Origin of the sequence: Kitasatospora humi (genome assembly GCF_020907985.1) — a bacterium.
GTDB lineage: Bacteria > Actinomycetota > Actinomycetes > Streptomycetales > Streptomycetaceae > Kitasatospora > Kitasatospora humi.
On record NZ_JAJJPA010000018.1, the window covers coordinates 103,535 to 128,047 of the forward strand.

The 24,513-nt window shown below is 70.7% G+C and carries 24 protein-coding genes; 2 read left to right on the forward strand and 22 right to left on the reverse strand.

What is annotated here, in order from left to right:
* Nucleotides 1–3: 3 nt before the first annotated feature.
* The 22 genes from LN042_RS18980 to LN042_RS19085 all read right to left on the reverse strand — a co-directional run bounded on the left by LN042_RS18980 (nt 4) and on the right by LN042_RS19085 (nt 21,393).
* A complete protein-coding gene (locus LN042_RS18980) occupies nt 4–597 on the reverse strand; it encodes a hypothetical protein (protein WP_230052454.1) in 594 nt (197 codons plus the stop codon).
* Nucleotides 598–967: 370 nt separating this feature from the next.
* Nucleotides 968–1,534, reverse strand: coding sequence for a phage tail tube protein (locus LN042_RS18985; RefSeq protein WP_230052455.1), 567 nt, complete (start codon nt 1,532–1,534; stop codon nt 968–970).
* Nucleotides 1,535–1,678: 144 nt separating this feature from the next.
* Nucleotides 1,679–2,095, reverse strand: coding sequence for a hypothetical protein (locus LN042_RS18990; RefSeq protein WP_230052456.1), 417 nt, complete (start codon nt 2,093–2,095; stop codon nt 1,679–1,681).
* 7 nt (nt 2,096–2,102) lie between these two features.
* Nucleotides 2,103–2,348, reverse strand: a complete 246-nt coding sequence (locus tag LN042_RS18995) for a hypothetical protein (RefSeq protein ID WP_230052457.1) — start codon at nt 2,346–2,348, stop codon at nt 2,103–2,105.
* 125 nt (nt 2,349–2,473) lie between these two features.
* Complete coding sequence (locus tag LN042_RS19000) at nt 2,474–2,944, reverse strand: putative phage head morphogenesis protein (RefSeq protein ID WP_230052458.1); 471 nt, start codon at nt 2,942–2,944, stop codon at nt 2,474–2,476.
* On the reverse strand, nt 2,944–3,285 hold the full coding sequence (locus LN042_RS19005) for a hypothetical protein (protein WP_230052459.1): 342 nt from the start codon (nt 3,283–3,285) through the stop codon (nt 2,944–2,946). Before LN042_RS19005 ends, LN042_RS19000 begins: the two co-directional genes overlap by 1 nt.
* A complete protein-coding gene (locus LN042_RS19010) occupies nt 3,285–3,893 on the reverse strand; it encodes a hypothetical protein (protein WP_230052460.1) in 609 nt (202 codons plus the stop codon). Before LN042_RS19010 ends, LN042_RS19005 begins: the two co-directional genes overlap by 1 nt.
* A gap of 117 nt (nt 3,894–4,010) precedes the next feature.
* Nucleotides 4,011–4,688, reverse strand: coding sequence for a hypothetical protein (locus LN042_RS19015; RefSeq protein ID WP_230052461.1), 678 nt, complete (start codon nt 4,686–4,688; stop codon nt 4,011–4,013).
* A 76-nt stretch (nt 4,689–4,764) separates the two neighbouring features.
* Nucleotides 4,765–5,718, reverse strand: a complete 954-nt coding sequence (locus LN042_RS19020) for a hypothetical protein (RefSeq protein WP_230052462.1) — start codon at nt 5,716–5,718, stop codon at nt 4,765–4,767.
* A 70-nt stretch (nt 5,719–5,788) separates the two neighbouring features.
* Entirely contained in the window at nt 5,789–6,892 is a 1,104-nt protein-coding gene (locus LN042_RS19025) for an NUDIX hydrolase (protein WP_230052463.1), read from the reverse strand.
* Nucleotides 6,889–7,821 carry an exonuclease/endonuclease/phosphatase family protein gene (locus tag LN042_RS19030; RefSeq protein WP_230052464.1) on the reverse strand — a complete coding sequence of 311 codons (933 nt, stop codon included), beginning with the start codon at nt 7,819–7,821 and terminating at the stop codon, nt 6,889–6,891. Before LN042_RS19030 ends, LN042_RS19025 begins: the two co-directional genes overlap by 4 nt.
* A gap of 301 nt (nt 7,822–8,122) precedes the next feature.
* The gene (locus tag LN042_RS19035) at nt 8,123–9,067 is read right to left on the reverse strand and encodes an NUDIX domain-containing protein (RefSeq protein WP_230052465.1); all 945 of its coding nucleotides are present in this window, start codon (nt 9,065–9,067) and stop codon (nt 8,123–8,125) included.
* Nucleotides 9,068–9,196: 129 nt separating this feature from the next.
* Nucleotides 9,197–9,868 carry a 2'-5' RNA ligase family protein gene (locus tag LN042_RS19040; protein ID WP_230052466.1) on the reverse strand — a complete coding sequence of 224 codons (672 nt, stop codon included), beginning with the start codon at nt 9,866–9,868 and terminating at the stop codon, nt 9,197–9,199.
* Between the two features lie 71 nt (nt 9,869–9,939).
* On the reverse strand, nt 9,940–10,599 hold the full coding sequence (locus tag LN042_RS19045) for a 2'-5' RNA ligase family protein (protein ID WP_230052467.1): 660 nt from the start codon (nt 10,597–10,599) through the stop codon (nt 9,940–9,942).
* Between the two features lie 150 nt (nt 10,600–10,749).
* Complete coding sequence (locus LN042_RS19050) at nt 10,750–12,786, reverse strand: ABC transporter ATP-binding protein (protein WP_230052468.1); 2,037 nt, start codon at nt 12,784–12,786, stop codon at nt 10,750–10,752.
* A complete protein-coding gene (locus tag LN042_RS19055) occupies nt 12,783–13,265 on the reverse strand; it encodes an NUDIX domain-containing protein (RefSeq protein WP_230052469.1) in 483 nt (160 codons plus the stop codon). The genes LN042_RS19050 and LN042_RS19055 overlap by 4 nt, the downstream gene beginning before the upstream one ends.
* A 98-nt stretch (nt 13,266–13,363) precedes the next feature.
* Nucleotides 13,364–13,945 carry a helix-turn-helix transcriptional regulator gene (locus LN042_RS19060; protein ID WP_230052470.1) on the reverse strand — a complete coding sequence of 194 codons (582 nt, stop codon included), beginning with the start codon at nt 13,943–13,945 and terminating at the stop codon, nt 13,364–13,366.
* Nucleotides 13,942–15,978, reverse strand: coding sequence for a Mur ligase domain-containing protein (locus LN042_RS19065; protein ID WP_230052471.1), 2,037 nt, complete (start codon nt 15,976–15,978; stop codon nt 13,942–13,944). The genes LN042_RS19060 and LN042_RS19065 overlap by 4 nt, the downstream gene beginning before the upstream one ends.
* A gap of 89 nt (nt 15,979–16,067) precedes the next feature.
* Nucleotides 16,068–17,471: a glutamine synthetase family protein gene (locus LN042_RS19070; RefSeq protein WP_230052472.1), complete on the reverse strand. Its 1,404-nt coding sequence runs from the start codon at nt 17,469–17,471 to the stop codon at nt 16,068–16,070.
* On the reverse strand, nt 17,471–18,976 hold the full coding sequence (locus LN042_RS19075) for an amino acid permease (RefSeq protein ID WP_230052473.1): 1,506 nt from the start codon (nt 18,974–18,976) through the stop codon (nt 17,471–17,473). Before LN042_RS19075 ends, LN042_RS19070 begins: the two co-directional genes overlap by 1 nt.
* A 76-nt stretch (nt 18,977–19,052) precedes the next feature.
* The gene (locus LN042_RS19080) at nt 19,053–19,979 is read right to left on the reverse strand and encodes a hypothetical protein (RefSeq protein ID WP_230052474.1); all 927 of its coding nucleotides are present in this window, start codon (nt 19,977–19,979) and stop codon (nt 19,053–19,055) included.
* A gap of 511 nt (nt 19,980–20,490) precedes the next feature.
* On the reverse strand, nt 20,491–21,393 hold the full coding sequence (locus tag LN042_RS19085; protein ID WP_230052475.1) for an SAM-dependent methyltransferase: 903 nt from the start codon (nt 21,391–21,393) through the stop codon (nt 20,491–20,493).
* Nucleotides 21,394–22,118: 725 nt separating this feature from the next.
* On the opposite strand from LN042_RS19085, the gene LN042_RS19090 reads away from it, so the two are divergent.
* Both LN042_RS19090 and LN042_RS19095 read left to right on the forward strand, forming a co-directional pair.
* Nucleotides 22,119–23,582, forward strand: coding sequence for an NsdA family TPR-like regulatory protein (locus LN042_RS19090; RefSeq protein ID WP_372495769.1), 1,464 nt, complete (start codon nt 22,119–22,121; stop codon nt 23,580–23,582).
* Nucleotides 23,579–24,292, forward strand: coding sequence for an SDR family oxidoreductase (locus LN042_RS19095; protein WP_230052477.1), 714 nt, complete (start codon nt 23,579–23,581; stop codon nt 24,290–24,292). The genes LN042_RS19090 and LN042_RS19095 overlap by 4 nt, the downstream gene beginning before the upstream one ends.
* Nucleotides 24,293–24,513: the final 221 nt, after the last annotated feature.

Consider the following 24,513-nt stretch of genomic DNA (forward strand, 5'->3'; position numbering starts at 1 on the left):
GCGTCAGGAGGCGGCGGGTGCCGACGAAGCCGAGCTCACCGGGGCGGAGCCAGACTCCTCGGGCGTCGAGCCCGTAGAACCGCTGGAGGTCGGATTCGAGGTCGTCCCACCGCTCGAAGGCGTCGCGGAGGGCGCGATGAGTTCCCCCAGGCCCGCACCCCCGCCCAGGTACTTCGACCAGGCGTAGCGCACCAGTTCCACGATGTCTGAGTGGCTGGGCCGAGCCGCCATCAGCTGCTCGTAGCCGTCCGCCCCGAGCAGCCGCCGGCCCATCTCCCCCACCGCGGCCACCAGGTCAGCCGGCAGCGTCGGCTCCGAGCCGAGCACGTCGACCACCAGGCCGGCCGCCTCGGCCTGCTGCTCGCCCTTCGACTGGGCGGCCTCCACCAACTTGCGGAGAAGTAGCGGCAGATACGGGATGCCGATCAGCGGCTGCCAAACCTCCAGCGGCAGTTCCGCCGGCAGCACCGCCACCTGCACCCCGCCGAGCACGATCGGTTCCTCTCCGACCGTGTACTCGGCCTTCGCGGCCAGCGCCTTGGCTGCGGCGGCAGCCAGGCGGCGGGCACGCGCGGTGTCCAGGTCGATCCCAGGCATCGGCAACTCCTACCGTCGTTCGGGCGGGTGATCGCCGAAGACCGTAGGAGTTGCCGCCGTTAGCGTCGCGCCGGCCCGTCAGCAGCACACCGCTGATGGCCCCGCCGGGCCAAGCCTCACAGGAGGTTATGGACCAGCCAGGCTGCCAGCGCGGCGCACCCCTGTAAGCGTGGCCGAAAGCCTTCCTGCGCTCGCCACCATCGATGCTTCCTTTACAGGGACATGACGGTGCCCCAGCCAGGGTGCGCGCTCTGGCTGGGGCATCGTGGAAGCGGACCTGGTCCCCAGGGGGCGGGGGACCCGGACCACGTCTCCGACAGTACGGCTGGAACAGCAGTTTGGGCACAGCCAGTTGCCGCCGCTGGCCTGGTCAGGCTGCCGGTGCGAACCCCGGGTCGTCCGTCAGGTCGTACCAGGGGTCACCGGCCGCCCCGCCGATCACCTTCAGCTCCAACGGCAACGTCGACTCCTTGTCGTTGGGGAACTTCTGGCTGACCGAGGCGACCTGTTCGCACAGCGGGATGACGCGTCGGTAGTGCTTGGCGCCGTCGATCAGCTCCACGACCGCGGTGAACTGGGAGCGGCCTCCGACCTTGGGCGGGCTGAACCGGTAGAACGTCTTGCTGTTCTGCGTCACCGAGGTCACCTGCCCGCCGCCGTAGACGGCGACGATGTTGGTGGAGTTCCACTCCTGAAGCTCCACCTTCAGCGAGGCGGCATCCTCCGTCTGGATGGTGCGAGCGGCGTATTGAAGCTGATGGGACTTCACCTCCTCGAACTTCGGCTCGGTGTTCCACTCCAGCGAGCCGGGCTGGAACAGCCCTACCTCCTTCCAGCCGGCCGCCATCGCGGTGACCGGATCGGCGGGGGCTACGGTGCCCGGCACAGCCAGGTACAGGCGCGCCATCTGGGCGACGAACACACTCTCGGCGGGCACGGGCTACTCCTTCACGCGGGCCGGCTCTCACTCTCGCGGGACCGTAAGGTGCGCCGATCCGTAGCGTCGCGCCGGATCCGCCGACCAGCGGCGGCCTGGGCCATCCCGCGCGTGAGCCTGTCGCGCAATTTGCACAACCCCCTTCTACCCGGGCTGCGCGGGGTGAGCGGTGAGCGCCACCAGGCCGAGGTAGCGTCCCTGCCCGGTCGGCTCCGGAAGCCAACCACCGGCCGACAGAGCCTGGACCGCCGTCACCACAGGCTGCCCTGCCGCCGGCGGGCGGCAGGGCAGCTGGTGGAGCGCCTTCACCGCCGTGCTGAACGCCGTGTGCAGCAGTGGCCGGGGCGTCGTGCGGTCCAGCTCCCCCAGCGCTTCGACCTGGAGGTGGAAGGTGCCCAGCCACCTCCAGCCGGGCACCGATCCTCCCGGGATCTGGGCGAGGCGGATCCGAGGGTAGGGCGGGGTGTTGCGAGCTCCCACCCGACCCTGCCCGCCCAACACCGCGGTCAGCTCCTCGTGGGCGGACAGCCAGTTCACTGCCAGCAGTTCGGCGTCCAGCACGGCCGGATCACTCGGCCCGCGCGGGCTCGGCCGGTGCCTTGCCGCCTGCCGCCGCGCGCACCGAAGCCGGCGTCGGCCCCAGTGCACGAGCGACGGAGTTCGGGTCGGAGGGGTCGGCGCCGGCCACGTACCCGGAGGAGATCAGCTGTCGGGCCTCCTGGAGTGGCACGTCGATCACCGTGCCGGGCAGCAGATCGGCGCCATCGCGGTGCAGATGGTGGGCCAGGGTGATCGAGATCGTGTCAGCGGCCATGGTGATGCCCTTCTCGTCGAGGGGTTGGGGAACGAGCTGACCGTAGGGAGGCGGGGCTGGTTGCGTCCCGCTGGGGCAGCGCATCTGCGCGGACCACGGCGCTGAAGCCGCGGTGCGCGTGGCGATCAGCGCTGCCGTGCGGCAACCTGCGAGGCCGCGCCGCTCATGAAGTGCCCTCCCTCGCCATGGCTGTACTCGGCCTCGGCGATGTGCGGGAAGGAGCAGCTGACGGTGGCGCTGGTGCGCGTTCCGCGGGTGGCGGCCTTTCCGCTGCTGATCGCGTCGGCCACGGCCTCTGGGTCTTCGATCAGCGAGCAGCGGCAGTTGGCGGTCTCCTCGACCGGACCGTTCGGGTCGCGCGGTCCGGTCATCGTGGCGTCGCCGACTTGGAAGAGCACGGGGGCAGGGAGGGTCTGACCGTCGAGCTCCTGGTGGTCGGGCCGTGCCTTGCCGTCCTCAACCGTCCGCCAGGTCTTGCCAGCCGGGGCGCGACGCCGGGCTTCGACCGCTACCTCTTCGGCCAGGCGCTCGACCTGGCGGGCAAGCAGCGGGACGAGGCGGGCTGCCAGGTCATCGGGCAGATCGAGTCGCGCCATCAGCGGTGTCCCTCCGGGCAGGTACCGCCGGTGATCCGCGGCCGGGCGCTGGCCCGCACGTACGCGAGCGAGGGATCGGCGGCGTTGCGCAGTTGGTCAGCCGCCAGCACGGTCCACTCGCTTCCGGTGGCGGGCTCCACGATGACGTCCCCGACTAGCAGCACCCCGGCCTGCGGGTCCAGCGACAGGTGCCAGCTGCCGTCCGACTGGGGCAGCGCCCGCCCAGGCCACGGACCGAGCAGCGGCCCGAGCTGGCCGGTCACCTCGTCGCCGTAGGCGTCCAGCCCTGGAGCACCGCGGGTCTTCACTCCGAGAAGCCGGTCCGCAAGTACGACGGCCATCACAGGCCGCCCGTGCCAGGGATGCCGGGAACCATCAGGCCTGGCGGGGCCGGCCTGACCGGGGCCTGGTAGGCGCGGCGCCCGCGCACGCGCCACCGATCGACCGTCGCCAGAGCCGGCGGCGCCAGCAAGGCGGGCGCGTCGGTGCCCGTGTCGTAGGTGACGGACTGGCCCTCCACGGAGGCGGAGGCCACACGGCGCTGTCGTGCCGGGGCATCGGAGAGAAGCGGGTGGGCGCACGCGGTGGCGCGCAGCCACAGGCGGAGGGGGGCGGTATCGGGGTCGGTCCGGGCATCGATGCCGCCGAGGTACTTCACGGTGTAGCTGGACTCCCGGAGCGAGGCCGGTCCCGGATTCGGGTCCAGCGTCGCGGAGAGGACGAGCCGCACGGGAGTGTGCTTGAGCACCCAGCCGCTGCCGCTGGAATCGGGGTGAACACCCAACTCTGTGTACTCGGCTGGGGTCAGTGGTCGGCCGAGATGCGATTCGAGCGCGTCCTGAGCGTCCACAATCGCCGTCTCAACGCGTTGCCGCACCGCGTCGCTGAGCGGCGTGGGGTAGCCGAGGCGAACGGCGACGTCGTCTGGCGTGACGATCAAATCCGTCATCGGGTCTCCTCCGTCGGGCCCCCGCGGATGGGGCCAGCAAGGGGCGACGGTAGAGCTGGACGTTCCTTACGTCTTGGTGTGCCTACCTACTGAGCGTCGCCGGGCGCGGGTTCCGGTTCACGGCAGGTCGCTGTCCTCGATCCAGGACATCGGCCGCTTCGGCGGCGGCCACGGCCACTGCACCTGCCGGGCATCGGTCACCGTCAGCGGGCACGGCTCCTGGAGGAACGCATCGACCAGGACCAGGTCATGCGGTGGCGGCGGGAGGGTGATCAGTCTCGGGGTCCCGCCGGCCCGCTTCTGCTCGTGTGCCAGCCACTGCATCCACCCGTAGATCGCCATCGGGTACAGGTGGCCCTCACTTGCCTCCCGCGCAGGCCCCGTCACCGTCATGACGTCCGCGAAGACGATGTCCCGCTCGGCCAGCGGATTGCGGCGCACCCCTGTCAGGCAGTGGCCTGGCTGGATGACTACCCCCGCCAGTAGGCAACCCGGATGATGGATCATCAGGTCGCCGAGTACTACCTGGGGGTCGCGGCCGGCGGCGTGGGTGACGACGACGGAGGCGTTCTCCGCGGTGGCCTGGGCATCTGGGGAGGTGCCCCACCACAGCGCCTCCGGGGTGCCGTGCGGCGGCGGCGCGACGCCTATCAGCGTCAGCCCGAAGTAGCTGCTGGACAGGCGGGCGTGCTCGCGCGGTACCAAGCCCGTGGAGTAGCGGGCCAGCTGCAGGTGCAGCGGACCCGCGACGGGCAGCACCGGCTGCACCTCGCACCAGGCCGCCTCGATCAGCACGAGTGCGTTCCCTCGCGTCCTGCGCCCGGGGAGGCGCCGCTGCGCGCGAGCGCTGAGACGTGGCCGCCTGGTGTGGTCAGCATGGGATCACCCGGGCTGGGCCGATGCTGACCTTTGCGCGCGTGCCGCCCGGGCTGACCAGCTCGATCGCGCCAGCCGGAGGCAAGGCCAGCTCCAGCGGTCCGGATACCTGGGCCTGGCGCCTGCGGGCGCAGTCCCAGTACATCCACGCGAACAACGCTGCTGCGGCCCACTGCGGCGGCGCTTCACCGCGCAGCTCGACCTCAAGGTGGTCTCGCTCGGGATCGAAGTCGCCGGCGTCGGGGCGGCGGCGGGCACGGGTGATCAGGACTCGGCAGCCGGAGGAGGTCGGCTGGGCCAGCGCGCCGGCGTTCGGGAACCGGTGGAGGGCCGGGCTGATCCAGCTGTCGTCGGACGCGGACTCCGCTCCTGCGAGTGCGACGACATCGGCCAGCTGCCGCGCCTGGTCGGCCGTCGAATCGGCGGAGGCGACCACCGTGGTCAGCACACTGGCCGCCGGGTCCCACTCCTGACCCTTGGGCTCAGGGTCGGGCAGCACCTGAAGGCGCACCAGCGGCGGAGCCTTGGTTCCCGGGTCCACCACGGCGGCCGTGACCTTCATCAGCCCGACCGCCGCAACGAGCTGCCTTACCTCCGGCAGCACGTCGATCTGGTACCCACCGCTGTCGGTGTGGACCTGTGCGCCGGGCGTCGATCCCGTCGCGAGGTGACGCACCAGAGTCTTCGCCACCAGGACCAGTTCGGTGAAGTTGTAGGGCAGCGGCCCGCTGCGGACCAGCGGATCGGTGGGCCGGCCATCCTCCCAGCGGCCGGCGGCCAAGTCAGCCGTCCCGCTGTCGGGGTTGCGCGGACTGGTGAGGCCGATCCACCAGCCTCCGGTGTCCTGCACGATCCGGGCCTGGAAGGCGCCGAAGGACTGCACGCGGACCTCGCCGGCCCATCCGGCCTGCGCGGCGACCTCAGTGGCCACCTCGTACGCGTTGTCCACGAGCCCTCCCCTCCTGAGCTGTTCGGCACCCTACCGGCCCTGGACCCGGTTGTCGGGGAGAACACCGAAGCTACCGCGAACCGGCGGGGCGGCCATCAAAGAGTTCGACCGGGCCTGCGCCGATCGCTCGGGCAGTCAGGCAGGCGCGCACGCGTGCTGCCGAGCGGGGAGCCAGCAGAGTCTCGGCTTCGGGGAGCGTGCACATCCGCCACTCGGCCAACTCGCTACGCTGCAGCCGGATCCTGGCGAGGTCGTCGGCGCTCACGGTGCCGCCGTCGAAGATGTAGGCGAGCCGGGCCGGGCCGCCGCCCGCCGGGTTGGACCAGTCCAAGGCCAAAAGTTGGCCCGGCGTGCGGTCCCAGCCCAGTTCCTCGGCGATCTCGCGGCGCGCGGCCTGCCGGGGCATCTCGATAGCGGGCTCCACCTTGCCGCCGGCCAACAGCCAGTGGTCCGGGTCGGGGCCAGCCGATCGCGCCAGCAAGACCCGGCCGTGCGGGTCGGTGAAGAGCTGGCGAGCGGAGGCGATGATCCTGGGCCGGGTCGCGGCGTAGGTGGCCGGGTCCAGCAGCAGTTCCGTCCGTCGGCCTGAGTCTGTGACCAGCGCTTGAGCCTGCTGCTGACCGCCGGGCGGCCGGCCTGCATCGCCGTGGGAGGGCAGGTCGGCGGTCACACCTACGGGCCAGCTGTCCTCCAACTCGACCGCCAGCCCGGCTGAGCCGACGGCCAAGCAGGCCGCGACCCCCCGTGACAACTGCTCGGGCAGAGCTGCCCTGACCTGGCCGGGGTCGAGCAGGCCGTAACCGGTGATCTCCGCTTCCTGGAGCCGGATGGCCGACAGCTGCTCGCCGGTCACCGGGGCCGCCCAGTACAGGAAGGCGGCGACGGGTGGCCGTCCGCTGCACAGAGCCCAGTCGATGCCAGCCAGACCCGTCAGCTCAACGGTGATGCCGAGCTCTTCGCGGACCTCGCGCACCGCTGCCTGCCTGGGGTTCTCGCCGCGCTCGATCCCACCGCCGGGCAGCGAGATCGGCCGATCGGGGTTGTAGCCGTTCCGCACCAGCAGCAACCGGCCTTCTGCGGTGGGCAGCAGAACTCCAGATGCCGCCCACAGGCCGTAGCGTCCTGCATCGGCGACGCCGAGCACGGCGTCCGACTGCCCGCCCGGGCGGATCACCGCTGCTCCTCGGTGGAGACGGCATCCGCCAGCGCGTAAAGGTCCAGCTCCGCGACCACGGGGCAGTGATCGGAGGCCGCGAGCGACTGTGCGGTGCGCACGATCCGGTGCTCGCGCAGTGCTGGGGCCAGGCTCCGGGTAACGCGCGCGTGGTCGATCCGGCGCTCGCCCCAGATGTCCGGGTCGCCGTTCTCGTCGGTCCAGTGGCCGGCCGAGGGCTGCCACGGCGCGTCCAGGACGGCAGCGGCGTCCAGCAGGCCGCCGCGGCGCAGGACTTCGCCGGCGCGACGGTCGGCGACTGGAGGGTCGTCCGGGTTGTCCCGCCACAGGATTTGGTACTCCAGCCACTCATGATCCTGCTCGGTGTAAGGGTCGGCGTCATAGTAGGCGCCGTCCAGGCGGCGGTCGGCGGAGATCGAGTTGGAGTCCGATCCGACCACGCCCAGAACACCGCTTCGGAACGCCGAGTGGACGCGCCGGGCCTCGTTATAGCGGAAGTCCCCTCGGAACGGGTCGCCATGGTAGGAGGCGAACTTGACCGGCCCGTGGCCCCCGACATCGAGCAGGACGGTGGCCATCGAGTGCCAGAAGTCCACCCCGCCGTCGTAGCCGCGCCAGCCGCCGCGCACGGGTTCGATTCCCGGCCGCCACAGCACCGCCGTGTGGAAGGTGTGGGTGCTGGACGCAAGGGAGAGAGTGGGCGCACTGTCGTCGTGGGGCCGGACCGCCAAACAGTCCAAACCGGTGTCGTCCGCCAGCCGCCACAGCACGGTTGCGGCGGCTTCGGCTGTCCGCCCGATGAGCTCCTGAACGGCCAGGACATCGGGGTCGAGGTCGCGGATCACCTGGACGAGCAGGTCGTAGCGATCCTGCTCCTGACGGGTCTTCACCGATCCGAGGTTGAAGAGGTTGTAGCTCGCAAAGCGCATGGGGTGATCCTCCGTGGTCGGCCGGTCTCGTCCGTCCGACGGCCGAGCCGAGTATTCGCAGGGGCAGGTCCGATGGGGGTCAGGTGCAGAGAGCGCTGTCCATGGCGTCGAGCAGGTCCAGCAGTGGCCACTCGTCGCCGGTCAGTTCCGATGAGCAGGCGGTGCAGCACGTGAGTGTGGAACCGGATGGAAACGGTGACGGCCGATGGGGGCTGGGATGCGGCGGCCAGCCGACGAGCCCGGGCATCCCACGCGGTGCCGCCGTGGCAGTGGTGGTTGGCGCCGGCATCGCAGTCCCGAATCACCGAGCCTGCATCCGGGAAAGCCGGTCGGCCAGGAGGAGCCCTGCGACGCTGCCGGCTTCGCGGATGGCTCCGGTGGTGACCAGGTCCACGGCGCCCGACAAGGGTTCCCAGTGCACGCTCATCCCAGCCTCGGTCGGGTCCCGGTGTAGCTGGCCGGGCTCCAGGGCCGTGGCCAGCATGAGGTGGGTGACGGCGCGGGTGGAGACGGGCAGCGGATCGATCGCACCGATCTTCCGTACCCGGCCGGCGCGCCAGCCGCTCTCCTCCTCCAGTTCCCGCACCGCGGCCGCCTCGATGGCCTCGCCCGGTTCGATGCCGCCGCCGGGCAGGTGGACCACGCGCCGGCCTTGGAGGTAGAAGTCGTCCTCCACGAGGGCGATCTCCCCCAGTGCGTTGATGGCGATGACCCTGACCGCGTCCCTGACATCGATGTACTCGTAGGTCCCCGGCTCGCCGTCGGGCCGCACGACCTGGTCACGGTGCAGCGTCAGCCGACCTCGGTGCAGGATTTCGCTGCCGAGCGTCCGCCAGCCGGCGCTCGCCTCGGTGCGGGCGGCCTGCTCCAGTGCCGCGTAGGCGCTGTGCAGCACCGGGAAGGTCGCCTCGAAGGCCTGCACCAGGTCGGGGTAGAGCGGCCAGGTGAAGTCCGATCCGCCCACCGCGTGCGTCGTCGGCTGTCCGGCCTTCCACTGCTCAAACTGCTCCGCCAGGGCCAGGACGGGGGCGAGTTGTTCGAGGGCCCCGGTGACGGTGCGGGCCAGCAGCGCGGGCGGCCCGGCGACGGACACCGCCGTCAGCTGCTCGGTGAGCGTCCGCGCGTCGTGAAGGATCTGCCCCGGAGCCTCGGCCGCCTCGGTCCGGGGTGCGATCGGCGAGCGGGTCGCCATCTCGACGCACGCCGACCACGCCGCCTGCCGCAGCGCATCACTGGTCCAACTCATCTGCTCCCCCTCGTCGGTGTCTTCGGTGACGGTGATTCCCGAGGCTAGCCGCAGCCCAACACCCGGACGGGGCAGCGACCGGCTTCGCGGCGGCCTGGCCCTGCCGCGGGCCTGATCAGTCCGGCGCGATCACGTGCCCTGGGGATCCCCTGCGGCGGGACCGGGCAGGGCGATGGTCGCCACCGGCTGCCACGAGAGCTCCCAGGCGCTGGCGCCGTTCGCGCGGGGGCGCTGCTGGAACTGCACGTCGAGCAGGTGCAGGTCGGTGAATCGCACGACGGCGTGGCTGGGGGAGATCTGCCGCAGGGCGGTCTGTAGCGCGTCGGAGGACCCTTCCGCCCAGGAGTAGCCGAGCGAGACGTGCAGTCGGCCGCCGTCGTGGAGCAACGCGCCGGGCCCGCGCACCGAGCGGATCGCCTCGCGCACACGCTCCCGCAGCGCGAGCAGACCTTCGTCGGGCGCCACGTCCAGGAGCGCACCGGTTCGGTTGGCGATCGGAGACCCGAGCGTGACCTGTACCGGCCCGATGGAGGCCACGTGCTCGCGCAGAGCGGCGACGAGAGCGCCCCGCTCCTCGGCGCTGATCTTGTCGGCGGTGGTGTCGGCGACCATCTCGATCGTGCAGTGCAGCGTGTCGTCGCCCATCACGGTGATCGGGAAGGGGCGCATTGCGTCGCGGCAAGCGCCGACCAGCCGGGCCAACGCGGGCTCGTGCTCCAGCTGCGGGCATGCGTAGACGTGCAGGACGCTAGCACCGTCGATCCACGGCGTGCCTTGGTACTGGGGAATGAACCGCTCCATGCTCAACCTCTTCCTCGTGCGGATGCGGGTGCGGGGGCCTGGGTCGTCCGGAGGCACGGGCCCCGCCGTGGTCAGAGCTGCCCGAGGAACAGCTCGTGGACGCGGTCGACGGTGTAGCGGACCGGGTCGGGGTGCTGGCGCTCCCAGGCCAGCCACACACTCGAAACGGTGGCACTGGCACGGATGCCCGGCCGGATGGCCCGGCCGAGCTCGGAGGCCAGACGATCGGAGCGGGCAGCCAGCTCGGGGGTGTCGGTGTCCTGAACGCCGTAGCCGCAGGTCATGTGACACCAGTAGTGCTCCTCGGCGGGCGGCAGTTGCAGCCCGGCAGCGGTGAGGCCGGCGCGCACCCGCCGGTACAGCTCGGCCGGCTGCTGCTCGGGCCAGATTTCCACGATCCCCGCGGAGCCGGACGCGCGGGCCGGGCCGATCTCGACGCTGAACGGCCGCAAGTCAGCGAGCTCTCGCTGCACCGCGACGGCCGCCTCCTTGAGCATGCCGTCGTCCACCCGCTGCCCGTCCGCGGTCTGCGGGTGGATCTTCTGGACCGTCATGTGCAGGTCGCCGGGGTCCACCGTGGAGATCACGTCCGGGTAGCGAGCGGTGATCTCCCGAAACCGGGCGAAGTAGCCGAGCACGTCGGGCTGGTCCTGTGGCAGCCACAGGACGTGCGGGCGCACCCAGTCCTCGTCGGGCCCGCCGAAACTGCCCCAGAGACGGGATGGGTTCATGAACTGGCGCATCGGGATCCCTCGGTGGGTCTTGCAGTCGGGTCGGTCGGCACCGGGACAGGCGGGATGCCATGTCACGGCGGCAGGCGGTGCGGATCGCGCGCCAATGGGAGGCTGCGCCTTGTCCTTTCTCCTGGCAGATGGTCGAGTTCAGGACGTGGTGACGCCCGCGGCATTGGTGCGGGTGCTCTGGTGGGGCACGTCGGTCTGGTACTGCTCGGCCTGGAGCAGATACATCTGCCGGTACGTCGTGTCGGGCTGGCTGGACATCAGGTCCTGGTGGGTGCCGTGCTCGATGAGTTTGCCCCGGTCGAGGACGTAGATCCGGTCGGCCTTCGCGGTGGCGGCTAGGCGGTGGGTGATCAGCACGACGGTGACGCCGAGCTCGGTGAGCGCGCGAATCCGGCCGAACGCGGCGACTTCGGCGTTGGGGTCGAGGGCGGAGGTCGGCTCGTCCACAATCACCAGTTGCGGCATCCGCCCGTCGGGGCCGGGGGTGGTCAGCCGCAGGTGGGTGCGGGCTTCGGCAACGCGCTGCCACTGGCCGCCGGAGAGGGAGACGCCGCGCTCGAAGCTCTTGCCGAGCATGGTGGACCAGCCGCGCGGTAGCTCCGCGATCACCTCGTCCAGGCCCGCGTGCCGGGCGGAGGCGTCCAACTGGTGCTGCTCCAGGTGGACTTCGGGCCTCCCCAGGAGCAAGTTCGCGCGCAGGGTGAGCGTGTAGCGCTGGAAGTTCTGGGCGAGCAGACACACGGAGGCGAACAGCTGGTCGCGGTCGGCAGCGCCGGCATCGGTGCCGTCCCACAGGATCCGGCCCCGGGTCGGCTGGTAGACGCCGGCGAGCAGGTGCGCGAGCGTGGACTTACCGGAGCCGTTCGCGCCGACCAGGGCGACGACCTCGCCGCGCGGCAGGACGAGGGAGACGTCGTCGAGGGCGGGCTCGTCCCGGCCGGTGTAGGTGTAGCTCAGGTTCTCCACGCGGATCTCGCCGACCCGCTCGGGCAGCGGCACACCGCCGGCGGGGATGGCACGGCGCTCGCCCTCGCACTGCAGGTCGGCCAGGTCACGCACGAAGAGCGCCTGCTCGTAGAGCTGGTTGATCTGGGTGACGAGACCGCTGATGCTCGCGGCGCCGGAGCGGATCGCCACCACCGCCGTACCGGCCACTGCCAGGGCCATGCTGCCGCTGACGACCAGCCAGCCCAGCAGCACGAACGCCCCTGCAGAGGCCAGTCCGGAGAGCGCGGCCGCCGCGAGGTCGGTACGGGCCTTCGCCCCGGCGAGGCGGGCCTGCTCCTGCTCGGCGGCCAGCGACATCTGCTCGTAGTGGTGCAGGATGAACGCGCCGGCTGCGTGCACCCGCAGCTCGGCCGCCGACCAGGGGTGGATCAGCATGTCCGCCAGCGCGGTGCTGGCCCGGGAGTGCTGCAGCCACGCCCGGGTGGAGGCGTAGCGGCGCCGTGCGGTGCGTACCGCGCCCCAGCCGCGCGGGGCGCAGATCAGCAGCAGCATCGGCAGCAGCACGGGATGCAGGACGGTCAGCACGCCGGCGGCGGAGGCCAGGGAGAAGCTGGCGGAGAGCACTGCGGTGGCCTGGCCGACCAGGCGTTGGATCGACAGGGCGCCCCAGCGGGCGGCATCGACCTGGGCCAGGAACTCGGGGTCCTCGATGGCCTCCTGCTCGGAGCGGACCACCGCCTCGAGGAAGCTACTCGTTGCGCCGCGAAACACCGCGGGTTCCAGTCGGCCGGACGCCCACTCGGACGCGGCGGCCAGTACCGCCGACAACGCGGCGACGGCTCCAGCCACGACGATCGCTGGGATCGCCGCCCGCAGCACCTGGCCCACGTCGCCATGGCCAAGGAGCGCGCGCAGCGCACGGCTCGTGGCCAGGAGCACGACCCCTGCGGCGGCACCTCGCAGCAGCTCCGCGCCGACCAGCACGACCATGGCCCTGCGGTCGGCGAGCCAAGCCATCCGTCCGGCCAGCCGCAGCAGCCCGGGCAACTGTCGGGCCACGGAGAGGAACGAGACCTCGCCGGAGGCGAGTTCGTGCTTGGCCCAGCCGGCCGAGTACCGCATGGGCCCGCCGAACAGCAGCTCCTCGCTCTCCGACACGGCCTCGTTCTCGGCCTCGCCGGTGGCGGTGGTAGCGGCCTCGTCGCTCGTGTGCTCGCCGCCGGTCACGAGCGCACCAGGGCGCGCAGGTCAGCCGGCTCGTCCCAGCCGTGGGTGGAGAATCCGCGCCCGCCGTCCAGGTAGGCGCGCAGGGCGGCGTGGGAGGTAGGGAACATGGGCATCGGCAGGGCGGCGACTGGTGACCAGCTGACCTGGAGGTGTTTGGCGGGTTCGGTGTTGACGGGCTCGCCGGACCAGTTGGTGGTGGCGAACACGCTGAGCAGGAACGGGCCCTGGCCGTCCCAGCCTTCGCGGACCTGGATGGTGTGCACCAGGCGCAGGTTGGCCGGCGCCACGATCAGCCCGGTCTCCTCGCGCACTTCGCGGGCCGCTGCCTCGTCCAGCCTCTCACCTTCCTCGGCCTTGCCGCCCGGGATGGTCCAGGCGGGCTCCTTGGACCAGCTGTCGTTCGCGTAGTGGATGGTGACCACCCGGTTCGTGCTCTGGTCGTGGACGATCGTGCTGACGGCCTGGCGCAGGCTGAGCATCCGGGACTCCTGGTGTCGTGAGGTCGGGGCGGCGCTGACAGCGGAAGGCTCGATGGTGGCAGGCAGTTCGGCGGCGCCGAGGCTGCTTCGTGCCGGCGTCACCCGATCGTGCGAACGCCGGTTCGACTCCGGCTTGGGCTGTCGGCTGCCGCAGCGGGGCCGCGGGTCTTGGTGTGCTCGGCGAGAGTGACAGGTGGAAGATCGGGGTCGAGCTCGCTGAGCAGCAGGACCTCGTAGACCAGCGCGAGGCCGACGGCGTGCGCTCGGTCTCTGGCTCCGAGGGTTCGCAGTAGGGCCCTGGCGTACTCCCTCACCGTGCTTGGACTGATGCCCATGGAGGCTGCCGCGTCCTGGTCGTTGCCACCGCCGGCGTAGACGGCGAGGACCTGGCGCTGGCGGGGCGTCAGGCAGATGGGTTGCGCGACCTGGCGGGTGATGACCTGCCCCGGGTTGAGGATTCCGTGGAGCAGCCCGAAGGCGATCATCTGGGCGCGGGAGTCGGCACCCAGGGCGGTCTGAACAGCATTGAGGTGCTTGGTGATCTGGCTGTCGCAGGTGTGCAGGGTGCGGGAGATGCGGGCACGGGTGTGACCGGCGGCGCGCAGACGCAGTAAGGCGGTCTGGTCGTCGGTCAGTGTCGGTGCGGTCAGGGGCCGGTGGGGGCCGATAGCGGTGGTCACCTGGTGGTCCTTGAGGTGCTGCGGGCGGGGTTGCCGAGGGCTGCGAGAAGGCGTGGGGCGAGGTGGGTGGTGTAGCCGGTCCCGATGACGGCGATGACGTCGCCCGGGCGGGCTTGGGCGGCGATCTGCTGATCCAACTGCTCGCTGATCGCGGCCTGTGTGTTGTCGACGACCTGGAGGTGACCTGCCAGTCCGTGCGCGGCGGCGGAACGGGCGATGGCGGGGGTGCCGGTGTAGAAGCCGGGGTGTGCTCCGGTGGCCGGGTCGTGGACGGGCAGGAGGAAGGCATGGTCGGCGGCGGCCAGCTGGCGGCCGAGTTCGGCCCCGCAGGCAAGCGAGGTGAGCCAACTGGTGGGCTCGAGCACCGCGATCACACGGCCCCCGTGGGCCGTCAGCGCGCGGGCTGCGGCCAAGTCCTGGGCCAGCTCGGTGGGATGCTGAGCGATGGAGTCCAACACCGTAACTCCACTGCGGTGTCCGGCGACAACCAGGGAGCGGGTGATGCCGGCGAAAGCGCCGAGCCCTTCGGCGAGGTCCACAGGTGCGGCGTTCAGGAGCTGCCCAGCGGCGAACACCAGGGCAGCGATGTGTGCCTGGTGCCGGCCCAGCACCGGCACGGCCAGCGTGTACTCCACGCCGTCCAGGCCCTTCAGCAGCAGCCGGGCGGTGCGCCCGTCCCAGCGCGCATCCAGGATCCGCACCTGGGCGGTGGCGGCCTGGCCGACGGTCACGACCCGCGGGCCAGGGTGTTCAGCCAGCCGGGAGGCCAGCTCTGCGGTCCCGGCCTCCCAGATGGGCAGCACGACGGCCTCGCTACGGCGGGCGAGCCCCTCCAACTCCTCCAGTTCGTCGGCGCGCTGGTGGGGCTGGGTGGTGGCCGCGGTGATGATGCTGACCGTGGTGGCGTGCGCAAGGTCGGTTTCCTGCGCGAGGTCGACGAGCAGCAGGTCGCCGCCACTGTGGTGGCCAAGCCGCCGCCCGGCCACAGGTCGGCGCAGCACCCAGGAGGGGTTGCGGTAGCCGAGAGCGCTGGTAAGCATCCCGGTGGCCGTAGCGGTGCTGTGGCTGCCGACCACCACGACTGTGCGTGAGCGGGCGGCCAGGTAGCCGATCGCTTCGGCGAACGTCAGCACCGGGATGTCCATGAGCTGGGCACGCTCCAGCTCGGCGCGCTCGGCCTTGGTGGCGTGCCCGGACCAGATGACGGCGGTTCGATCGGCGCGCATCAGGTTGGGGCCGGGCTCGTGGTTGATGACCGCGCCCAGGCCGCGAAGCGCGCCGGCGCTGTCGGTTTCGGCGAGTGCGTTGGTGGAGCCGCTGACGCGGGCGCCGCGGGCCAGCAGCAGCTCGGCCAGTCCGGGCATGCCTGAGCCGTCGGTGTCGATTCCGACCAGGTGCGGGGCTTCCAGCCGCTGGGGGCTGCCGTCAAAGCGGGGCTGCATGCGGGGCGCCTCCTGCGGGCTGCTCGGCGTTACCGGGGTGGGGTGCTGGTCGATGGCCTCGATCAGCAGGGCCAGGAGTGCTGCACGGTCTCCGACTTCCAGCGGGTGGACGGGCAGGCTGGTCAGGCCCGGTCCCGCACCGTCAGGGCTCGGCGCCTCGTCGGTGGCACGGTCCGGATGACTGGTGAGCGCGATCAGGTGGGGTACCGCGTACTGCTCGAAGATCCTCAGGGCGCTCAGGTCGGCGCCAGCCGGCGGGCGGGTGCCGGTGACCAGGAGACCGGCGGCGGCATCGTGCAGCAGGTCGCTCCAGCGTGCCCAGGTTTGCGGCTCGGCGGGCAGGGCGAACAGCAGCATGACCGTGTCCCCCACGGTGATGCTGCCCATCAGGGCTGTGATCCTCTTCTCCCCGGGAGCGAAGCCGGGTTCGCTGATGAGACCGGCGTACTCCTGGACGTGCAGCGGCTCCTCGTCGCTCACCGCCTGCAGCAGCGCGGCGGTGTCGTGCTCGGCGCCGGCCAGGAGGACCTTCACGTAGACCGGTGGCGCTGGTTCGCGGCTGGGTGCGGACTTGGCGGATGTGGATGTCATGGGGCTCGATCGGTCCGGTTCGGCAACGGGGTGGGTGGTGGGGCCTCGGCTGGGCGCAGCGGTCCAAGGCCCCACCACAGGGCGGAGGTTCAGGTTTGGGCGAAGCCGCGCTGCAGCTCCACGTCGGTCACCCGGCTGTCGTGGGCGGCGAGTTCGGCGCGGGCCAGGCTGGCGTAGTGCTGGACGACGTCCTCGCCGAGCAGCGTGCCGGGCAGCGTGCTCGACTCGAACAGGTCCGCGGCCTCGCGCAGCGTGGCGGGTAGCGGGCTGCCCGCGGTGGTGCGGTAGCTGTTGCCCTTGACCGGCTCGGGCGGTGCGAGGCGGGTTTCGATGCCGTGCCGCATCGCGGCGACCGACGCTGCCAGCGCCAGATAGGGGTTGGCATCCGCCCCGGCGAGTCGCACCTCCACGTGCAGTCCTGGGCCGTGGCCCACCACGCGGACCGCGCAGGTGCGGTTGTCTCGGCCCCAGGTGTAGCGGGTCGGTGCGAAGCTGTTCCTGCGGAACCGCTTGTAGGAGTTGACCGTCGGTGCCCACAGCGGCGCCAGCACCGGCAGGGCCTCCAGCAGGCCCGCGATGGCGTGCTGGCCAGTCTCGGACAGTTCGCCGGGACGGTCGGGGTCGGCCATCTGGGGCGCATCGGCGTCGTCCCACAGGGACAGATGCAGGTGCAGCCCGGAGCCGATGCCGGTGGCGGGGGCGGCCATGAAGGTGGGCAGCAGCCGCATGCGCTCGCCTACAGCGCGGGCTGCGTGCTTGAGCAGCAGGTGCCCGCGGGCTGCCTCCACCGGGTCCCCGTACGGGAAGGTGATCTCCACCTGGCCAGGGGCTGACTCGGTCTTGACCGCTTCAACCGGCTGGCCGGCCCGACGCAGCATCTCGGTCAGCCGCTGGAGGTAGCGCACCAGGCCGGCCGGATGGTCGAGGGAGTAGTCGCGGTTGTCTGCGGTCACCGGGGTAAGCCCCTGGAAGCCCTGTCCGGCGGCCTGCGCGAGCGTTCCTCGGTACAGGACGAACTCCGCCTCCAGGCCGGCCTTCACGCTCAGTCCGGCCTCGGCGAGGAGGTTGATCTGCTGGGCGAGCATGGCGGTCGGCGCCACCTGGACGGGGTCCGTCCCGTCGGGGGTGACGGCGGCGGCGAACACCAGTGCCGTGCCGGGCCGCCACGGCAGCAGCCGCGCGGATGCCAGGTCAGGCAGGACGCGGAAGTCTCCGAACCCGGTCTGCCAGCCGGCCAGTTCCACCCCGGTCAGCGGGGCCATCTCGATGTCGGTGGCCAGCACGTAGGCGCACATCTCGCCCTCGCCCGGGCTGTCCACGAAGTGGCGAAGGAAGTAGACGGCGTCGAACGCCTTGCCCTTCAACCGGCCCTGAACGTCGACCAGGGCGAGCATCACGGTGGTGATCTGGCCGGCCGTAATCGCCTCGCGCAGCTGTGGGAGGGCCAGCAGCTCGGAGTTCAAGCCGCGCGGCGTGCTGGTCTGGCCGGTCATCAGACGATCTCCCCGGCCAGCTCGGTCATGCGGGCGCTCGCGGCGGCGGGCGGGGTGTAGGAGCGGCCGGCGATCCACCGCCACACCGTCGCCAGGAGCAGCACGGCGCCGAGGGCGAGGGGCGCGTAGTTGAAGGAGTCGGCGGTGATCGGGTTGCTCTGCGGCAGGCACACCAGCACCGTGACCACCACCACCCACGCCACGGCCGCGATGCCGATCGGGCGGCTCCACCGGCCCAGAGTCCACGGGCCCGGAGTGAAGCGGGACTTGGCGCGCAGCCGCAGGTACACCGGGATCGCGTAGGCCGGGGTCATGCCGACGATGTTGATCGCGGTGACGGCGTTGTAGGCGGTCATCGACCACAGGGCTGGCAGTGCGAGCAGCCAGGCCGCCACGACCGACAGCCACACCGCCGCTACCGGGGTGCCGGTGCGCGCCGAGGTGCGCCGCCACCAGGCGCTGCCGGGCAGCGCCCCGTCCCTGCTGAAGGCGAACACCATCCGGCTCGCCGCGGCGGTCTCGGCGTTCCCGCAGAAGAGTTGGGCGAGGATGACCACGATCAGCAGGCCCTCAGCCCCGCGAGTCCCCAGGGCGTCGAGGAAGATCTGCGCAGGGGGCACACCGGTGGCGGTGCCGGCCGTGGCGGCGTAGTCCTTGATCGCGAAGGTCAGGCCGAAGAGCAGCACCAGCCCCGCCGCCCACGAGACCCAGATCGAGCGGACGATTCCCTGCGGGGCCGACAGCGCCGCCGAGACCGTCTCCTCCGACAGGTGCGCGGAGGCGTCGTACCCGCTGAAGGTGTACTGAGCCATCAGCAGGCCGATCAGCGCCACGTACAGCGGGTTGTGCCATCCCGTCGAGTTCGCGTAGTGCCCGAACACCCAGCTCGTCGACTGGTGCTGACTGGGGACCAGGAGAAGAGCGCCGACGATCAGCAGCACGCCGCCGAGATGCCACCACACCGAGATGCTGTTCAGCACGCTGACCAGGCGCACCCCGGCCAGGTTCAGCAGCGCGTGCAGCAGCAGGATCACCGTGTAGATGACCATCAGCTTCCCCGGGGTCGGGGTGAAGCCGAACTGCAGGTTGGCCAGGGCCCCGATGAAGGTGGCCGCCCCGTAGTCGATTCCGGCGATCCCACCAAGCAGGCCCAGGAGGTTGAGCCAGCCGGTGTACCAGCCCCATCCCTTACCGCCCAAGCGGTCCGCCATGAAGTACAGCGCACCGCTGGTGGGGTAGGCCGAGGTGACCTCCGCCAACGCGGAGCCGACCAGCATCACCATCGCACCGACGCCGACCCAGCCCCACATCATCACTGCTGGCCCGCCAGCCCCAAGGCCGAAGCCGTACAGGGTCATGCACCCGGACAGGATGGAGATCACCGAGAAGGAGATTGAGAAGTTCCCGAAACCTGACATTCGGCGGGTCAGTTGGGGCTGGTAGCCGAGCTGGCGCAGTAACGCCTCGTCAGCGGCACCAGGCACGGATCGGTGGGAGCGCGCCATCAGAAGCCTCCGTGATCGAAGAAATGAAGGGGGAGTCGTGATATGGCCGGCGGACCTGGTGCCGCCGGCCGTGTGGTCAGTGCCGTACGCACTGGGCGCGGGCGTCGAGGAAGGCCTGCTCGGGCCCGTCGTTTCCGGTTGCCACGTAGGCCCAGGGGATTCGGCTGGCGTGCGGTCCGATCGCCTGGAACACCTCGCCTGCCTCGGCGTACCTCCGACCGGCCCACAGCGCGTGCGCCAGCAGGTTCAAGTCCACAGCGGTGGGAGGTTCCCGGTCCCAGCGCCGGAACCAGCCGCGCCAGGCACGGTCGGTACGCCGTATCACCGACTCCTGCAGCCGCCAGTGACCGGTCTCCCTCGGCCCGAGGGACGCCCGGTTCTCTCGCTGCAGCCGGTACTGCTCGGCGTGGGCCAGCAGCGGAAGCACCAGCAGCGGCGACCCGGCCGGTGCCCAGCCCTCGACCAGGGTGACGAAGCTCCACACCGACGACATCGCGTGGCTTGGCCGGGAGAGCCAGAACTGCAGCATCCGCACGTGGCCCTCGCGGCACACCGGATCCCGGCGCACGGCCTCGTGCAGCAGTTCCCAAGGACCTGCGGGAAGGAACGAACCCGCCGGCGCGGGCGAGCGGTAGTCGCGTAGAAGACTGAGGCTGCTGAGCTGGCCGAGTGCGAGCAGGCACACCCACGGCACGGGATCCCCCGGCGCCGCGTTCACGGCGGACCAGCAGCGGTCCCGAGCCGACCGTGCCAGAACACCCGCAGCGTCCTGGAGTTGGCGTCCGGCACGCAGCGCCCGCTCCACCGCCACCCGGGCCAGCATCACCTCCGCGTCCGCGCTGCGTGGCTCCTCACGGCACCACGTCTCTACCACCGTCGTCCCGGCCGCGACCGCTGCAAGGACCTGGGTGCGCGCCGTCCGTACGCCGGGTGAGCTATGCGACGCGGCCAGCAGCTCCCGCATCGCCATCCAGCGGCCGGCCTCCACCTCTTCGACCACCATCCGAAGCGGCTCGTCCAGACCTGCCGGGTGGATTACCGGCCGGCCAACGGCTGTGGGACCGCCGCTCATCGCCGCCACCCGCTGCCTTGGCGGGCGCCTGTCCCGCGCCCCGACCAATCTGCATCCGTGCCGGATCGTCCGGTACCGCACCGCGGACACGACAGCGGCACGCCCCGGGCGTTCGAGCACACCGCCGCAACCAGCTGCCCGATCACCTCGTCCACCCGGCCGCGCTCAGCCTGCAGACCAGCCAACGCCTGCACCAAGGCCGTTGACACCGCGCCCGAGCCAGAGCCGACTGCCTCCGCCAACTGCTCTTCCGCCGCAGCCAAGGCCCCGCCGCCGCGTCGGCCAGCAGCCGCCAACTTCCGCGCCGCTGTCTCGGCCTTCCGCTCCGCCGCGTTGGCACGACGGCGCAAGGCGTCCGCCGACCACAAGGAGGAGACCGCCACCAGCAGCGCGACCACAGAGCTGGCGATCATCCCACCAACCGCTGGCGCTACCGGGCCCATCACCGAACACCCGACTTCCGGCCCACGGCACCGTACCGGGAGACTTCGGCCGGGGTGAGCTGATCCGTCAGGCGAGGCCACCGGTTCAGCACGGTCAGCCCCGGCGCCGACAGCCTCAGGCCATCCAAGAAGCCGGCCACCTCCTCCACCGACCGCGGATGAATCGGCAGCCGGTGCCGTGCGAAGACCGCTGCGACCTTCTCCCACGCCTTCGGGGTGAAGTCCGCGGTCGCGTGCGCCAGCACCACCCACGAACCGGGAGGCAGAGCCTCCACCAGCGCCGCCAAGCAGCCCTGCGGATCTTGCTCATCAGGCATGAACTCGAGCGCCGATTCCACGACCAGGACCACCGGCCGTCCCGGCTCCAGCAACGCCTTCACCGGCGAAGTAGCCAGCAGTTCCTCCGGTCGCCCAAGCTGGCCGAGCACCGCGGCGATCCGCCCGGGCGGACGGCAGTTGAGCCGGGCCCGCAGGTGGGTCAGCACCATCGGGTCGTCGTCCACGTACACGGCCCTGACCGCGGGCTGGACTGCCTGCACCACCGCGTGGACGGCCGGTTCCGCTGGAAGGCCGGCGCCGAGCACCAGCACATCGCGCACCCCATGCACCCGGGCCAGGTACGAGAGCGCCCGCACGGCAAACTCCCGTCGGGCATGGAGCGACTGGCGAAAGGCCGGGGCCACCTTGAGCAGCGCCTCCGCTGCCGCGCGGTCCGGCGGGAGGTTGTCCTTGCCGCCAAGGAGTGTGTCATCCAGCCTCGCCCGGGTCGGTCGACGCAGCTCCAGGTTGCCGCTGGCCGGCTCCCACTCGTCGACGCAGAGCAGGCGGCCACCAAGTTCCGGTGCGCCAGCCGCGACGGTTTGCTCGGCGGGCGCCGCCTGATCGGTCTTCAGCACGGTCATGGTGGTCCTCGACGGTCATCTGCATGGTTCGGACGTTGCTCGTGGTGCGGGGCTGATTAATGGGAGTGGTGGAACCGGCTCCCGGGCGGCCAGGGGGAATACCGCGCCGGGAGCCGGAGCTGGAGGGCGGCAAGCTCAGATTGGGCGGCTGAGCTCATTGGTGCACCCGCTCGCCGCGAAGGGGGTAACGCGGCGAGCGGACGGTCAAGGGTGGGCCGCGCCGGTGGGACGACGTGCGCGGCCCGTTCTTCCCCGCTACGGCGCCGAGCTGGTTGGACGCAACCGCAGCAGGAAAGGGCTTCGGGATCATCCATCGGCGTCTGGTCAATGCTGCCGACAGACCGGTGGACGGGATCACCACGGTGACGGACGGCTGGGGGACGTCCTGGGACGTTCCACGGCCGGCCGGCGAGCGGGGGCGAGAATGACAGGCGGAGCTGGATGACGTGCTCGACAGGTTGATGGATTCGGGCTCCGGCTGTTCCCGCCCGAAGTAGGGTGCTACAAGGTCCACTTGGGGAACATTCCTAACGGAATATTCTGCGGGGAATACCGGTCAGGACCCGATCGAGTCCACCAAAGGGAGGAACGACAGCGTGGACGAGCGACGGTGCACACGGTGCGGCTGCACACTCAGCAGGTACAACTCGGATGGCGACAACCTCTGTGGGCCCTGCGGCAAATCCGCTCGAGTTACCACCGCCCATCCGACAATCCCTGACCGCGTGTGGCGGGACCCCCAGGTCAGAGAATCCCTTGCCCGATGGAAACCTGGTGCCTTAAGCCGTCGCCTTCGGGAGATCGTGCCGCTGCGGCAAGACGACCTGGCCGAAATCACCGGCCTGAGTCAGGGCTTCCTCTCCAAGCTGGAATCCGGCCGCTCTCAGCTGACACACATCGAGCGCATCGTGGAGTTTCTGACCAACCTCGGCGTACCGCCCGAGCTGGTGAGATTTGCACCAATGGCGCCTGGTGGCAACGCCTTTGAGGACGTGCGCCGAGTCAAGCCTTGGAGCGAGGGTCGTATGGTGGAAGGGCTGCAGGACACTGCCCCCTCCAAGCGGCTGGTCAAGCTCGGATCGCCATCCGGGATCTCGGATGGCGATCCGATCAGCACGGGATTCCCGTGGACTGCACAAGGAAGCCTGCAGTCGCTGGAAGACACCTTGGAGCACGCCGTGCTGGATCGCCGAGGATTCATGATGCTGACCGGGCCAGTCCTTACTACCCTGGCCCAGAACTGGCTTGACGTGGAGCCGCCGGCCCTGACCTCAGTTCTCTCAGGGGGGCGCGTGAGCAGCAGCCTCGTCACCCGCATGGAGGAGGGTCTCCCTCGCCTGCGTGAACTGGAGGCGGCCTGCGGCGGTGAACGCGCCCGCCGGTTGATGGACGCCGAACTCGGCGTCGTGACCGCCATCCTGACTGGCTCCGCCTACTCTGCAGCTGACGGGCAGCGCCTGCTACGCCTGGCTGCTGAACTCGCCCGGATTGCGGGCTTCGCATCTTTCGACGCTGGCCTCCATGCCGCCGCTCAGCGCTACTGGGTGTCCGCACTCCACGCTGCACACAGCGCTGATGACCGTGCCATCGGCGCAAACGTCCTGAAGTCGATGAGCTTGCAGTGCTACGACTTCGGCCGGCCACACGAGGCGTTGTCGCTGGCACGCAGCGCCGCTGAGGGCGCCGGTGGGGTCTCACCGCGGACCGAGGCGATGCTTCTCCTGCGCCAGGCCCGCGCGGAGGCCGCGCTCCGTGACGTCTCAGCCTGCGGTCGTTCCCTCGCCTTGGCTGAACGAGCCTTCGCCCGAGCCTCGACCAGCGACAGTGATCCGAGCTGGGTTGGGTACTTTGATGAAGCAGAATTCCATGCACAAGTCGGAACATGTCAGCTTGATTTGGGACGCCCGGCCGAGGCTGCGGACAGCTTCACGTCCGCCCTGCGTCTCCTACCGAGCGGGAAGACACGCGACCGAGCGACCTACGTCGTCCGCGCATCCGCGGCTCAGCTAGACCTCGGCGAGGCCGAACACGCCGCTTCCCTCCTAGGCTCCGCCGTCGAGCTCATCCACGATGCCCCCTCGCAGCGGAATGTCGAGCGCGCCCGACGGGTACGCGAGCAGTTCCCACAGGCAGGAACAGACCCGCTGATGGCCAGGCTCGATCACCGCCTTGCCACACTGATCGCATGAACCATGTCTCTCCTCATCGGGTTGCTCTGGTAAGTGGCGGCAACCGCGGCCTCGGCCTCGCCATCACCCGCAGCCTGGCCGAGCACGGCCTGCGCGTCGTCATCGGTTCTCGTGACGGTCGGGCCGGGGACGAGGCTGCTCAGGAACTAGCCGCCAACGGCTTGGAGGTCTCGTCGCACCAGCTTGACGTCACCGATCCCGCGAGCGTCGCGCGGGCCGTCGCCGACGTCGCCGGTCATCACGGTCGCCTCGACGTGCTCGTGAACAACGCCGGCATCGCCATCGACCGAGCGCAGCCGGCGTCCACCCCCGACTTCGAGAAGGTCCGAGCGACCCTCGACACCAACCTACTCGGCGCCTGGCGCCTCAGTGCTGCGGCCATCCCCGAGATGCAGAAGAACGGCTACGGCCGCATCGTCAACATCTCCAGCCACCTGGGTTCCTTGGAGTCAATGGGCGCTGGGAACGTCAGCTACCGTGTCTCGAAGGCCGGAGTGAACGCGTTGACCAGGATCCTGGCGGCTGAACTCTCCGGCTCAGGGATCCTCGTCAACGCCGCCTCACCGGGACAGATGAATACCCGCATGGCCTACGGCGCGACGAGCCGCTCACCCGATGTCGGCGCGGAGACTCCGGTCTGGCTCGCCACTCTCCCGAATGACGGTCCCACCGGCGGTCTGTTCTACGAGCGTCAACCGCTCCCGTGGTAGCCACAAGTTGAGCCCGTCGGCGAATCCCCCGATCGCGCCGCTCGGCGCAAGTACTCCGAGTCGGCGATGTGGCACGCCGACTAGGCCTCGCTGCTACCCGGCACATCAGTTGGCCCCAGTGTGCCAACCTCTTCGCCTATCTATCGGCAAAGTGGCGTAATGCGGACAGGATCATCTCGCGCGCGAGCTGCGCGCCCTGAGCACCCTAGGCAATCGGCCAT

What these genes read in the sequence shown, in the direction of transcription:
- LN042_RS19075 (WP_230052473.1), bottom strand. Translation starts at nt 18,976, where the DNA reads ATGGCGCGCTCCCACCGATCCGTGCCTGGTGCCGCTGACGAGGCGTTA.
- LN042_RS19070 (WP_230052472.1), bottom strand. Translation starts at nt 17,471, where the DNA reads ATGACCGGCCAGACCAGCACGCCGCGCGGCTTGAACTCCGAGCTGCTG.
- LN042_RS19095 (WP_230052477.1), top strand. Translation starts at nt 23,579, where the DNA reads ATGAACCATGTCTCTCCTCATCGGGTTGCTCTGGTAAGTGGCGGCAAC.
- LN042_RS19035 (WP_230052465.1), bottom strand. Translation starts at nt 9,067, where the DNA reads ATGAGTTGGACCAGTGATGCGCTGCGGCAGGCGGCGTGGTCGGCGTGC.
- LN042_RS19085 (WP_230052475.1), bottom strand. Translation starts at nt 21,393, where the DNA reads ATGACCGTGCTGAAGACCGATCAGGCGGCGCCCGCCGAGCAAACCGTC.
- LN042_RS19065 (WP_230052471.1), bottom strand. Translation starts at nt 15,978, where the DNA reads ATGACATCCACATCCGCCAAGTCCGCACCCAGCCGCGAACCAGCGCCA.
- LN042_RS19000 (WP_230052458.1), bottom strand. Translation starts at nt 2,944, where the DNA reads ATGGCGCGACTCGATCTGCCCGATGACCTGGCAGCCCGCCTCGTCCCG.
- LN042_RS19055 (WP_230052469.1), bottom strand. Translation starts at nt 13,265, where the DNA reads ATGCTCAGCCTGCGCCAGGCCGTCAGCACGATCGTCCACGACCAGAGC.
- LN042_RS19030 (WP_230052464.1), bottom strand. Translation starts at nt 7,821, where the DNA reads ATGCGCTTTGCGAGCTACAACCTCTTCAACCTCGGATCGGTGAAGACC.
- LN042_RS19040 (WP_230052466.1), bottom strand. Translation starts at nt 9,868, where the DNA reads ATGGAGCGGTTCATTCCCCAGTACCAAGGCACGCCGTGGATCGACGGT.
- LN042_RS18980 (WP_230052454.1), bottom strand. Translation starts at nt 597, where the DNA reads ATGCCTGGGATCGACCTGGACACCGCGCGTGCCCGCCGCCTGGCTGCC.
- LN042_RS19005 (WP_230052459.1), bottom strand. Translation starts at nt 3,285, where the DNA reads ATGGCCGTCGTACTTGCGGACCGGCTTCTCGGAGTGAAGACCCGCGGT.
- LN042_RS19010 (WP_230052460.1), bottom strand. Translation starts at nt 3,893, where the DNA reads ATGACGGATTTGATCGTCACGCCAGACGACGTCGCCGTTCGCCTCGGC.
- LN042_RS18995 (WP_230052457.1), bottom strand. Translation starts at nt 2,348, where the DNA reads ATGGCCGCTGACACGATCTCGATCACCCTGGCCCACCATCTGCACCGC.
- LN042_RS19045 (WP_230052467.1), bottom strand. Translation starts at nt 10,599, where the DNA reads ATGAACCCATCCCGTCTCTGGGGCAGTTTCGGCGGGCCCGACGAGGAC.
- LN042_RS19080 (WP_230052474.1), bottom strand. Translation starts at nt 19,979, where the DNA reads ATGGTGGTCGAAGAGGTGGAGGCCGGCCGCTGGATGGCGATGCGGGAG.